The 9,959-nt window shown below is 69.2% G+C and carries 13 protein-coding genes and 1 pseudogene; 5 read left to right on the top strand and 9 right to left on the bottom strand.

Going from position 1 to position 9,959, the window contains the following annotated elements; all coding sequences use genetic code 11:
* Window positions 1-52 precede the first annotated feature (52 nt).
* Entirely contained in the window at window positions 53-697 is a 645-nt protein-coding gene (locus tag ACL9RL_RS03195) for an alpha/beta hydrolase (protein WP_422778769.1), read from the bottom strand.
* Window positions 698-887: 190 nt separating this feature from the next.
* Here ACL9RL_RS03195 and ACL9RL_RS03190 point away from each other — a divergent pair, with 190 nt between their 5' ends.
* Window positions 888-1,457, top strand: coding sequence for an NUDIX hydrolase family protein (locus ACL9RL_RS03190; protein ID WP_422778768.1), 570 nt, complete (start codon window positions 888-890; stop codon window positions 1,455-1,457).
* 131 nt (window positions 1,458-1,588) lie between these two features.
* Here the strand turns inward: ACL9RL_RS03190 and ACL9RL_RS03185 are convergent, their stop codons facing one another.
* The 5 genes from ACL9RL_RS03185 to ACL9RL_RS03165 form a co-directional block, all read right to left on the bottom strand.
* On the bottom strand, window positions 1,589-1,996 hold the full coding sequence (locus tag ACL9RL_RS03185; RefSeq protein ID WP_422778767.1) for a DUF3052 domain-containing protein: 408 nt from the start codon (window positions 1,994-1,996) through the stop codon (window positions 1,589-1,591).
* A gap of 157 nt (window positions 1,997-2,153) precedes the next feature.
* Entirely contained in the window at window positions 2,154-2,645 is a 492-nt protein-coding gene (locus ACL9RL_RS03180; RefSeq protein WP_422778766.1) for a GNAT family N-acetyltransferase, read from the bottom strand.
* 244 nt (window positions 2,646-2,889) lie between these two features.
* Window positions 2,890-4,485: a DEAD/DEAH box helicase gene (locus ACL9RL_RS03175; protein ID WP_422778765.1), complete on the bottom strand. Its 1,596-nt coding sequence runs from the start codon at window positions 4,483-4,485 to the stop codon at window positions 2,890-2,892.
* 373 nt (window positions 4,486-4,858) lie between these two features.
* Window positions 4,859-5,053, bottom strand: coding sequence for a hypothetical protein (locus ACL9RL_RS03170; RefSeq protein ID WP_422778764.1), 195 nt, complete (start codon window positions 5,051-5,053; stop codon window positions 4,859-4,861).
* Between the two features lie 9 nt (window positions 5,054-5,062).
* Window positions 5,063-5,365 carry a hypothetical protein gene (locus ACL9RL_RS03165; RefSeq protein ID WP_422778763.1) on the bottom strand — a complete coding sequence of 101 codons (303 nt, stop codon included), beginning with the start codon at window positions 5,363-5,365 and terminating at the stop codon, window positions 5,063-5,065.
* Between the two features lie 141 nt (window positions 5,366-5,506).
* Here ACL9RL_RS03165 and ACL9RL_RS03160 point away from each other — a divergent pair, with 141 nt between their 5' ends.
* From ACL9RL_RS03160 to ACL9RL_RS03145, 4 genes are read left to right on the top strand one after another with little or no spacing between them, the layout of a single operon-like run.
* Window positions 5,507-5,983, top strand: a complete 477-nt coding sequence (locus tag ACL9RL_RS03160) for an EVE domain-containing protein (RefSeq protein ID WP_422778762.1) — start codon at window positions 5,507-5,509, stop codon at window positions 5,981-5,983.
* Between the two features lie 38 nt (window positions 5,984-6,021).
* Window positions 6,022-6,657 carry a 2-phosphosulfolactate phosphatase gene (locus ACL9RL_RS03155; protein WP_422779205.1) on the top strand — a complete coding sequence of 212 codons (636 nt, stop codon included), beginning with the start codon at window positions 6,022-6,024 and terminating at the stop codon, window positions 6,655-6,657.
* A gap of 9 nt (window positions 6,658-6,666) precedes the next feature.
* The gene (locus ACL9RL_RS03150; protein WP_422778761.1) at window positions 6,667-6,969 is read left to right on the top strand and encodes a DUF427 domain-containing protein; all 303 of its coding nucleotides are present in this window, start codon (window positions 6,667-6,669) and stop codon (window positions 6,967-6,969) included.
* 52 nt (window positions 6,970-7,021) lie between these two features.
* Entirely contained in the window at window positions 7,022-7,471 is a 450-nt protein-coding gene (locus ACL9RL_RS03145) for a DinB family protein (RefSeq protein ID WP_422778760.1), read from the top strand.
* 61 nt (window positions 7,472-7,532) lie between these two features.
* On the opposite strand, the gene ACL9RL_RS03140 is transcribed toward ACL9RL_RS03145, so the two are convergent.
* From ACL9RL_RS03140 to ACL9RL_RS03130, 3 genes and pseudogenes are all read right to left on the bottom strand, one after another.
* On the bottom strand, window positions 7,533-8,108 hold the full coding sequence (locus ACL9RL_RS03140) for a DUF1697 domain-containing protein (RefSeq protein WP_422778759.1): 576 nt from the start codon (window positions 8,106-8,108) through the stop codon (window positions 7,533-7,535).
* Window positions 8,109-8,220: 112 nt separating this feature from the next.
* Window positions 8,221-8,697, bottom strand: a pseudogene (locus tag ACL9RL_RS03135) (SprT-like domain-containing protein); the annotation flags it as partial.
* A gap of 88 nt (window positions 8,698-8,785) precedes the next feature.
* Window positions 8,786-9,637: a spermidine synthase gene (locus ACL9RL_RS03130; RefSeq protein ID WP_422778758.1), complete on the bottom strand. Its 852-nt coding sequence runs from the start codon at window positions 9,635-9,637 to the stop codon at window positions 8,786-8,788.
* Window positions 9,638-9,959 lie beyond the last annotated feature (322 nt).

Raw genomic sequence — 9,959 nt, 5'->3', positions numbered from 1 at the left:
GGGACCATCATCCCCGACCCCACCGACACACGGCCCCGAGTGGGCGAATCCGTCAGAGCTGGCGGTCGATGAAGGCGCGGATGTCCGCCAGCTCCTGCTCGCTCACCGAGTGGCCGAGGCCCTCATAGATGCGACCGGACAGGGTGGAGTGGGACGGCAGCCAGTCCGTGGTGCGGAACACGGCTGCTTCCGGGATGACCTGGTCCGTTGTGCCCCTGCCCCAGAACACTGGTGGCTTGCGCACGGCGAGGTCTGCGTCGCCGGCGACCTCCCCTGACGCGACGAATCCGGACAGCACAACGCCGTAGGAGAACCGCTCCGGCGCGAGCCGCATGAGCTGCAGCGTGAGCGACCCGCCCTGGGAGAAGCCGAGCAGACCGATTGATGTCGGCTGGACGTCGAGCGCGTCGATCCAGTCGAGCACGGCGCGGGCAGCGCCCGTGACGCCGACGGGTGACGGGTCGCCGGGGAGATCGAGCGGGTACCAGGAGTTGCCGTCGACCGGCCACGATGCACGCAACGGGGCACGGAGCGATGCGATGACCGGCTCGAGCGGAAGATACGCGGCGAGCCCGAAGAGATCGCCCTCGTGCGAACCGTAGCCGTGCAGCAGGAGTAGCAGAGGTCTGCCCTCGCGATCGGCCGGGGAGGCGGACCAGAGCACGGCGTCGGCGTCGATCGTCTGGTCGTCGGTCATGGGTTCCTCCCTGATGCGCGGTTCGTGACCCTCCATGGTCGCACGGGCCGCCGACGCGCCGTCATCCGTGTGTCGGAGGCCCCGGGGGAGGCCCCGGGGGAGGCTCCTCCACAGCGATCGCTTCCTGCGCGCTCTCCACCGATCGCGCGGTCGATGCCCGCTTCCGACCAGCATGGGGTAAGAAAGAACCATGAGCGTTCGCACACCTGACCCCACACCGGAGCCCGACCTGCCAGGGGACTCCAACCCGGGTTGGCTGTCGGACATGGAGCTCGAGCAGATCAGGCGCAGACTGCCCCTGCTGTACGTCGAGGCAGTGCCCGTCCGGGTTGACGGCGTCGGCGTCGTCACCGAGGTCGGTGTGCTGCTCAGGGCCACCGCGCTCGGAGAGATGACGCGCACACTCGTCTCCGGTCGGGTGATGTACGGCGAGACCATCCGCGACGCCCTGTTCCGTCACCTCGAGAAGGACCTCGGGCCCATGGCGTTCCCGTTGCTGCCGGCGTCCCCGGTGCCGTTCCAGGTGGCGGAGTACTTCCCGTTGCCCGGGCTGTCGCCGTACTCGGACGATCGCCAGCACGCCGTGTCCCTCGCGTACGTCGTGCCCGTCACCGGCACATGTGAGCCGCGTCAGGACGCCCTGGAGATCACCTGGATGACGCCGGAGGAAGCCAGCAGCGATGCGGTCGCCGCCGAGATGGAGGGCGGCCGAGGCACGCTGCTGCGTGCGGCACTCGCCTCCGTCGGTCGCCTGCGCTAGTCGAGTCGCGCTAGTCGAGTCGCGCTCTCCCGCGCCCATCGGTCTGCGGCAGCGCGATGCGCTCGCGGCACAGACCCGCGCTCATCACTCCGGAGCCCGGTCGCTGAGCTTGTCGAAGCGCGGACGCACCGCTACTGGCGCGTGCGATTCTCGATACGCCACACGAGTTTCAACGCCGACCAGTCCTCGCTGAGCGCCGCGACCTTCACATCGACCAGTCCGCGTTCGAGCGCGGTGTCCCGGATGAGGTTCTCCGTGACGTCGCTCACGTGGCCGGCGGCCTTCCGCGGCCACGCGATCCACAGCGCCCCGGCGGGGAAGACACGTTCGCGGAGGGAATCGATGTCGGTGAGGACGTCATCGGCGCTCGTCACGAAGGCGATGAGCACGTCGGCGGGCCCGTCGTCGGTGACGAGCGTCGCATCGGTCGGATCGGCATCGAACCGCCATCCGGCCGGAGTGCGATGCAGCGCGAGTCGCACACCCGGCTTGATCCCGAGCTTCTTCGCCTGAGGACTCCCCGAATAGCCGACGGTCATCGTCCGCACCTCCCTCGCCCAGCTCATCTGAGTGTGCACCAGCGCGATGCGCTCGCGCCAGCGCGGTGTGGGTGCAACCCGCGCTCGCGAGCGTGGGGCGCGCGTGCGCGAGCGCATCGCGCTCACCGCCGACCCCAGCGCGGCGTGGGGCACAACGTCAGCGGGTCAGACGGACCTCGTGGATTGTCTCGCCGAGGAACGGCTCGGTCCGGTCCCCGCCGTCCGGCGTGAAGCCGTTGCGCTCGTAGAAGCGGTGCGCACGCGGGTTGTCGGAGGCGACCCACAGGAATGCCGGCTGGGTGCCGATCGCCGCATCGAACAGCTGCTGCCCGATGCCGGTGCCGTGCCAGGCGTCGAGGAGGTAGATGAAGTAGAGCTCGCGTTCGTCCGGCTTGTCGTCGTCACGCGAGGGTCCTGAGCCGGAGAATCCGACGATCTCACCGTCGACGAGCGCGGCGAAGTGCGTGTACTCGGGACCTTGTGCAGCCCAGTGCGTCCACAGTTCCGCCATCCGGCGTGGGGAGAGCTTGGCGAGTGTGGCCTCGCTGATGAGGTGGTCGTAGGTCTCGTGCCAGCAGGTGGCGTGGACACGACCGAGTGATTCTGCATCGACGTCACGGATGGGTCGAACAACGGCGTTGGCGTTCATGCAGCGACCGTACCCCGGGCGCCCGCGCATCCAAAATCCGCCGGTTTCGGGAAATACGTGAGGCCAGCCGCAATACGCGGCTGGCCTGCAGTATTTCCTGAACACGGCGGATCAGGGGAAGCACACCGAGCAAGGCTCGACGAGCTGTGCACCCGACGATCCGGCTCAGCTCGATTCAGAAGCGGAGCGCCCGGGAGAACTCAGCACAGAGAGCTCAGCTCAGCTCAGCTCAGAGCAGCTCAGATCAGCTCTGCGCCCGACGGTTGGTGCGGGGACGCGAGGTCGATGCCGGAGCGCCGGAGTTCGACGCGTAGCCCGTGCTGTAGTGCGCACGGCTGCCGCCGGTCGACGCTGCAGCACCGTCGCGAGCACCGGAACGCGAGCCGCCCGAGCCACCTGAACGGCCCTGGCCCTGCGAGCCGCCGGAGCGACCGCCCTGCCCCTGTGCCGCACCGGAACCGCCGGAGCCACCGGCCGGACGACCGCCACGACGACCGCCGCCGCCCTGGCCGCCACGGCCTTCGCCGCCGCCCTGGCCACGGCCTTCTCCGCCACGACCGCCACCGGCGGAGTCGCCGCGGGCCGCACGCTTGCGCTGTGCGTTGGCGCCCTGCGAGCGACCGCCGCCCTGCGGCTCGGCCTGGCGCGGAGCCGGCTTGACGTACGCTGCGACCTCGCCGATGAGCTCGACGACGGGAGCCGACGTCGCGGTCACTGCCTGCGGGGTCACGGTGATGGCCGCCTTGCGGAGGAGGGACTTGAGGTCGCTCATCTGCGCGGGGAGCGCGATGGTGACGACGTCTCCGGCGCTGCCGGCGCGAGCCGTACGGCCAGAGCGGTGCAGGTATGCCTTGTGCTCGGTCGGCGGGTCGACGTGGATGACGAGCTCGACGTCGTCGACGTGCACGCCGCGGGCGGCGACGTCGGTTGCGACGAGGACCTTCGCGGTGCCGGCGCTGAACGCGGCGAGGTTGCGGTCACGGGCGACCTGCGACAGGTTGCCGTGCAGGTCGACGGCCGGGATGCCGGACTCGGTGAGCTTTTTGGCGAGCTTCTTGGCGTGGTGCTTGGTGCGCATGAACAGGATGCGACGGCCGGTGCCGGACGCGAGCGCCTGGATGAGGTCGTTCTTCGACTCGACGGACGGCGTCGTGAAGACGTGGTGCGTCATCGCGGCGACGGGGGAGTTGGCCTCGTCGACGGAGTGCAGCACCTCGTTCTGCAGGAACTTGCGCACGAGCTTGTCGACGCCGTTGTCGAGCGTCGCCGAGAACAGCAGGCGCTGTCCGCCGCGAGGCGTCTTGTCGAGGATGCGGGTGACGACGGGCAGGAAGCCGAGGTCTGCCATGTGGTCGGCCTCGTCGAGGACGGTGATCTCGACGGCTTCGAGGTTCACGAAGCCCTGCTTCATGAGGTCTTCGAGACGGCCGGGGCACGCGATGACGATGTCGACGCCGCCGCGGAGGGCCTCTTCCTGACGCTTCTGCGAGACGCCGCCGAAGATCGTGGTGGTCTTCAGACCGTACGCGTCGGCGAGCGGCTGCATCACGGCTGCGATCTGCGTCGCGAGTTCACGCGTCGGTGCGAGGACGAGGCCGAGGGGACGACCCGGGCGACGCTTGCCGCCGGCGAGTGCGCCGCCGAGGCGGGCAACCATGGGGATGCTGAACGCGAGGGTCTTGCCCGAGCCGGTCTTGCCGCGGCCGAGGACGTCGCGTCCGCCGAGGGTGTCCGGGAGGGTGTCGATCTGGATGGGGAACGCCGTGGTCTTGCCGTCCTTGGCGAGGGCGGTGACGATGGGCGCCGGGACGCCGAGGGCGTCGAAGGTGATGTCTGGCATGGTTGTGTCTTTCAGGCACGGCCGCGCAGGCAGACGAGCGGATGCCTGGTGGCAATCCGCTGGCGTCGTCGCTGCGTGGGGAGTGGCGAAGGCGCAGGATCGCGCATCCGTTCGCCGTATGAAGTGTCATCGACCCGAGATCCGTGGCGCTGCGTGCGGTTGGCGTTGTGCGGTTTGCACGGTGCGATCCGGCGCATCTCGGGGAGAGAGGGAGCGTTCTACGACGCAAGCGGTGGATACGCCCAGTGGCGCGGAACACCCGCAAGTGTTCCCAGTCTAGCGCACGGGGTGTGAGTTCGCTGGGGAACCCGGTTCCAGAAGCGGCGACGGTCGCGCGACCGAGGGCTGAACAGCGCGCCGATCTCGCGACGGATCAGACCGCCGTCTCGTCCTCCGGCAGCGGCGGGTCGAACGCCCACGTCGGTGCGAGGGCCGCGATGCGCGCCCCGCGCCACTGCCAGGTGGCCCAGAGCGGGTACCAGTAGAGCGGTGCGATCGAGCCCTTGATGACGAGCCGGTCCCGGTAGAGCGTTTTCGACGGATCGCCAGGCAGACGCGAGACCGCCATCTGATGGTCTCAGCCGGCGAGCTTGCTGAGCGGGCCGCTGACGGGCTCGCCGGAGTCGCGGAGGATGCGGACACCGTCCGGGCGCTCGATGAAGCTCAACCGGATGATCTGCTTGCCGAGCGGGACGGCGCCCGCCGCCTCCATCATGACCCGGTGGTCGCCCGGTTCCCAAGTGGTGGGGAAGCCAGTGGCGTCGAGCGATTCGAGGGCGATGAGGGGGCTGTACAGCTCTCGGAGGACCGTCGGCGATCGCAGTGCGCGCCAGGCGGCATCGGCATCGCAGTCGAGGACGAGCTTGAGCATCACGCGCATGACCTCAGTGTTGCACGGCACGCTCCGGACAGACAGGCCCCTGACGTGCAGGCCCGTGACGGGCAGGCCCCGGACCGCCAGGCTCCGGATGCGGAGCGGCGCCGAATACGCGCTGTCGGCGGAATGCGTTAGACAGGACACATGGCGATCCGGTACTGGCTGGGCGTGGTCCAACGCGATCACGTGCGCATCGCCGTGCGCGGCGGGTTCGCGCAGATCAACCACGGCCATCGCGCCGGCCTCGAACGCATGCGGGAGTCGGACGGCCTCGTCTACTACTCGCCCAGGGTCAGCACCCCGGACGGCGAGCCGCTGCGCGCGTTCACCGGCATCGGCCGGATCAGCGATGACACGGTCTATCAGGCGGACAAGCAGGCCATGTCCGGCAGCGAGTGGGCGCCGTGGCGCCGCCGGGTGGACTACGTGCTCGATGCGGAGGAGACCCCCATCCGTCCGCTCCGCAGCCTGCTCGATTTCACGAGTCTCAATCCCGACTGGGGCTATCAGCTCCGACGCGGGGTCATCGAGTTGACACGGCACGACTTCGAGCTCATCCGCAACGAGATGCGCCCCCGGGATCCCGATGATCGGCTGCGGTTCCCGGAGGAGCGGCGGTAGGCGCGGCCGGTCAGGGCGGCCGATACGATGGCTGGGTGATGCAGCCGATCCCCGTCCAGCCCCCGTTCGCCCAGACGAAGTACCAGGTCCGATTCGACTGGTCCGAGCACGGCGCCGGCCGGGTCGAACCCTCGGACGTCGCGGTCCTCGTGGACGTGCTGTCGTACACGACGTCGCTCGAGGTCGCGGCATCGACCGGCGGCTCGACCGTGCTGGACGAGGCGGACGACCCGCACAGCGGTGCAGCTGTCGCCACGGCGCTCGCCGCGACCGGTGCGATCGTGATTGCCGGGTGCCTGCGCAACCGCTCCGCTGTCGCGGATTGGATCATCGCGAAGCAGGCGGAGCTCGGCCGCCGCACGAGTGTCGTGGTCGTCGCGGTCGGCGACGTCGACGAGGCAGGCTCCGCCCGGTTCGCCGTCGAGGACCTGTTCGGCGCGGGGGCAATCATCGATGCGCTCGGCGCCCGCGGCATCGACTTCACCTCCCCGGAGGCCGCTGCCGCTGCGGCGGCGTACGACGGATTGCGGAACGGCGTCGGACACTTGTTGTCCGCGTCCGGGTCGGCTCAGCTCCTCGCGCAGACGGGCGACGCCGAGCTCGTGCAGCTCGCCCGCGAGGTCGACGTCTCGACGACGGTTCCCGTCCTGGACGGCGGCGAGTTCCGAGCGTAGGGTCGGGCTATGCGTGCATCACTGAACGGCAATGTCATCGCCGAGGCTCCCGATGAGGACCTCATCAAGATCGAGGGCAACTGGTACTTCCCGCCGTCGAGCATCGTGGAGGGTGCGCTCGCCGAGAGCCCGACGCCGTACACCTGCCCGTGGAAGGGCGTGTGCCAGTACTTCGATGTCTCCGTCGGCGGCGAGGTCGCCAAGGACCACGCCTGGTCCTACCCGAACCCATACGACGGCGCTGCGGAGCGCGTCGGCAAGGAGTTCGCGAACTACGTCGCCTTCGACCCCCGCGTGACGGTCGGCGCCTAGCATCGACGCCCTCGACCGGCCGAGGCCTCCCGAGCGCGGCGACGAACGCGCCATGCTCGAAGGATTCCTCGACCTCCAGCGCGCCACGATCGTGTGGAAGGCTCGCGGGCTGAGCGATGCCGATGCGGCCAAGCGGCTCCTCCCGAGTCTCACGACGGTCTCCGGGATGCTGAGGCACCTCGCCGACGTCGAGCGCAGCTGGTTCCGCGAGGACATGGACGGGCAGGAACAGGTCCCCGTCCACTACACCGACGACGATCCGGACGGCGATTTCCGGGTGAGCGGGCAGGACTCGCTCGAGGAGATCATCGTCGAGTACGAACTCGCCTGCGCTGAGTCGCGCGAGGTCGCATCCCGGTACGCCCTCGACGACCTGAGCGCGGCGGGGGAGGGTCGGTTCTCGCTCAGATGGATCATCCTGCACCTCATCGAAGAGACCGCTCGCCACCTGGGGCACGTCGACATCCTGCGCGAGCAGTTGGACGGGGTGACGGGGGAGTGAGCACGCTGGGACGGGCGCAGTCGGGGTGTCCGTGGCCGCGGTCCCGAGTGAGCGGCCGGCGCTAGAGGAGCTTGCGCAGCGTCCGCAGGTTGCGGGTCGTTGTGGTGGCCTTGTAGGTCTTCTTCGCCGATTCCTTGGCGAATGCGGTGTCGACGCTCATGCCCTTCGGCACCTCCCAGTACAGCACCCCGTCACCGGGCTGCACGCGGTCCGGCTGATCGTGGAGTGACGCGGCGAACGTGTTCAGGGCGTCGAGCGGATGCTGCTCTGAGCCGAACATGACGTACGGCTGCAGCTCGGCGGTCTCCGCCCAGGGGTAGGCGTCGACGACCGCGCGGAGGGCTCCCTGCGAGGTGAGGATGATCCACGCCTCGTAGCCGAAGGTGTCGGCGAGTGCCCGCTCGATCGACGTCTTGAGGCGGCGCGCGTCGGCAGCAGCACCCGGAGTGGTGCCCTCCGCCGTGAACAGGACGTTGCCGCTCGCCAGGACCGTCTTGACCTCGGTGAATCCGAGGCCCGTCATCATGGCGGTGAGCTCGGCGGATTTGACCGTGATGCCGCCGACGTTGACGCCGCGGAGCAGTGCCACCCAGCGCTCCGAGGAGCCAGTGGCCGGCTGTGCAGCCTTCGCAGCCATCTCAGGCCTCCTGCCCGAGCGGGTCGGCCGCCGCTGCTGCAGCGGTCGTGACCGCGCCTGTCGGAACCGAGGTCGCGCTGCCGGCCGCATCGGCCGTCCCGTCCGCTGCCGCCGCGCGCCTGCGCATGGCCGGGGTGACCTCGCGATGCTGCCAGGTCAGGACGTGCGCCGGATCGAACGAGCGGGAGCACTTGCCGCACGAGGTGGTCCTGGTGGGGCGACGATGGCGGTACAGGAGGTGGCCGGCCGGGCAGGTGCCGACCCACGGCGCCAGCTCGTCCGCGGTCTCGCCGTCGTGCAGTCTGGAGCCCTCGTAGCCGAGGTCGGCGGCGATGCGGCGCCACTTCTGTCCGTGGCCTGCGCGAGGGCCGGCGAGGGCGTGGGCGACCTCGTGCAGGAGGATCTGATGGATCTCGTCGTCCTCGTACCTGGCGGCGAGGTAGCGGGACACCGTGATGCGGTGGGTGGTGAAGTTGCAGAGGCCGGCACGGCGCTTGGCGTTGTCGAATCCGAACGTCCACACGGCAGGGTCGAGGTGCAGGGTGATGAGTGCCTGTGCCCACGCCGTGACCCGGCCGAGTTCTGCCATGTGGTCAGGGTACTCCGAGCAGCCGACATCGCCGCCCTTCAGGGCGACGGGGAACCGACGGCGTGTTGGAGGACGCCGTGTCGCAGGGCTACTTGCTGGAGAAGATGCCCTGCCCTGGACTCGGCGACGGGACGGCCGTCGCATCGGTCACGACGGAGGCTCCGGCGATGAAGTCGCGCAGTTCCCGCCCGGAGACCGATTTCGCCGGGTGCGGGCCGGCGGCCATCAGTCGCGGGAGGTAGTCGAGGGGGAGTTCGGTGTTCGAGCCGACCAGGACGACGTTGCCGAAGCGGCGGCCCTTCAGCACCTGGGTCTCGGCGAGGGCGGCGACGTGGGCGACCGAGGCCGCGAGGGTCGCCGCCTGTCCGCGGGCGAAGGCGAGGCCCTGGCCGTCTGCGACATTGACGACGATGACGCCGTCCGGGGCGAGCAGTTCGACGGCCGACGCGTAGAACTCGGTGCTGGTGACGTGAGCCGGTGTGTTCGCGCCGCTGAAGACATCGACGACGACGAGGTCGACCGTCCCGTGGAGGCCGGGCGGCAGCTTCGCGACGATCTCCCGCGCATCGCCGTACCGGACCCGGATCTGGGCGCGTTTGGGGAGCGGGAGGTGTTCGCGGACGAGTTCGACGAGCTCGCGTTCGAGTTCGATGACCTGTTGTCTCGACCCCGGCCTCGTCGCCTCGACGTAGCGCGGGATCGTGAGGGCGCCTGCACCGAGGTGGACCGCGGTGATGGGGCGGCCGGGGTCGCCGATCTCGTCGATGATGTGGCCGATGCGCTGCACGTACTCGAAGAAGAGCTCTGACGGATCGTCGAGGTTGACGTGCGACTGGGGCGTCCCGTCGACCACGAGTTGATACGTCCCCGGGACGAATCGATCCGCTTCGATCTTCGCGAGGTAGCCGCTGACGCCGAGTCGTACCTGTGCCTCGTCCATCCCCCAACCCTACTTCCCCGCCCTCCCGTCGCTCCGCTCGTCCACCCCGCCCATCCTGTCCATCCTGCCCAGCCCCCATCGAGCACAACTCCTTCAATTCTGACGCCGTCCGGATGCGGAACCGCGGAAATCCGCGGATCTGCAGAATCGGCGGTCCGGATTGAAGGAGTTACGCTCGTCGACGGGAGGGATACGGCGGACGTTATACCGGAGATTTGAAAAGTCGTCAAGGAAAGACTGGACACGCCGGGATTTCCGGCCTATAGTTGTTCTTTGCGCTCCCAGATCTTTCCTGCCTTCATATTGCGGTCGGCTTCGCGTG

Origin of the sequence: Plantibacter sp. Mn2098 (assembly GCF_049319745.1) — a bacterium.
GTDB lineage: Bacteria > Actinomycetota > Actinomycetes > Actinomycetales > Microbacteriaceae > Plantibacter.
The sequence above is the reverse complement of the archived record's forward strand: the minus strand, read 5'-3'. Positions and strand labels throughout refer to the sequence as shown.

Excerpts from the sequence above, each read along its gene's own strand:
- ACL9RL_RS03165 (WP_422778763.1), bottom strand. The coding sequence starts at position 5,365 with ATGCGCGTGATGCTCAAGCTCGTCCTCGACTGCGATGCCGATGCCGCC.
- ACL9RL_RS03145 (WP_422778760.1), top strand. The coding sequence starts at position 7,022 with ATGCTCGAAGGATTCCTCGACCTCCAGCGCGCCACGATCGTGTGGAAG.
- ACL9RL_RS03160 (WP_422778762.1), top strand. The coding sequence starts at position 5,507 with ATGGCGATCCGGTACTGGCTGGGCGTGGTCCAACGCGATCACGTGCGC.
- ACL9RL_RS03180 (WP_422778766.1), bottom strand. The coding sequence starts at position 2,645 with ATGAACGCCAACGCCGTTGTTCGACCCATCCGTGACGTCGATGCAGAA.
- ACL9RL_RS03190 (WP_422778768.1), top strand. The coding sequence starts at position 888 with ATGAGCGTTCGCACACCTGACCCCACACCGGAGCCCGACCTGCCAGGG.
- ACL9RL_RS03140 (WP_422778759.1), bottom strand. The coding sequence starts at position 8,108 with ATGGCTGCGAAGGCTGCACAGCCGGCCACTGGCTCCTCGGAGCGCTGG.
- ACL9RL_RS03130 (WP_422778758.1), bottom strand. The coding sequence starts at position 9,637 with ATGGACGAGGCACAGGTACGACTCGGCGTCAGCGGCTACCTCGCGAAG.
- ACL9RL_RS03175 (WP_422778765.1), bottom strand. The coding sequence starts at position 4,485 with ATGCCAGACATCACCTTCGACGCCCTCGGCGTCCCGGCGCCCATCGTC.
- ACL9RL_RS03150 (WP_422778761.1), top strand. The coding sequence starts at position 6,667 with ATGCGTGCATCACTGAACGGCAATGTCATCGCCGAGGCTCCCGATGAG.
- ACL9RL_RS03195 (WP_422778769.1), bottom strand. The coding sequence starts at position 697 with ATGACCGACGACCAGACGATCGACGCCGACGCCGTGCTCTGGTCCGCC.
- ACL9RL_RS03185 (WP_422778767.1), bottom strand. The coding sequence starts at position 1,996 with ATGACCGTCGGCTATTCGGGGAGTCCTCAGGCGAAGAAGCTCGGGATC.
- ACL9RL_RS03155 (WP_422779205.1), top strand. The coding sequence starts at position 6,022 with ATGCAGCCGATCCCCGTCCAGCCCCCGTTCGCCCAGACGAAGTACCAG.
- ACL9RL_RS03170 (WP_422778764.1), bottom strand. The coding sequence starts at position 5,053 with ATGGCGGTCTCGCGTCTGCCTGGCGATCCGTCGAAAACGCTCTACCGG.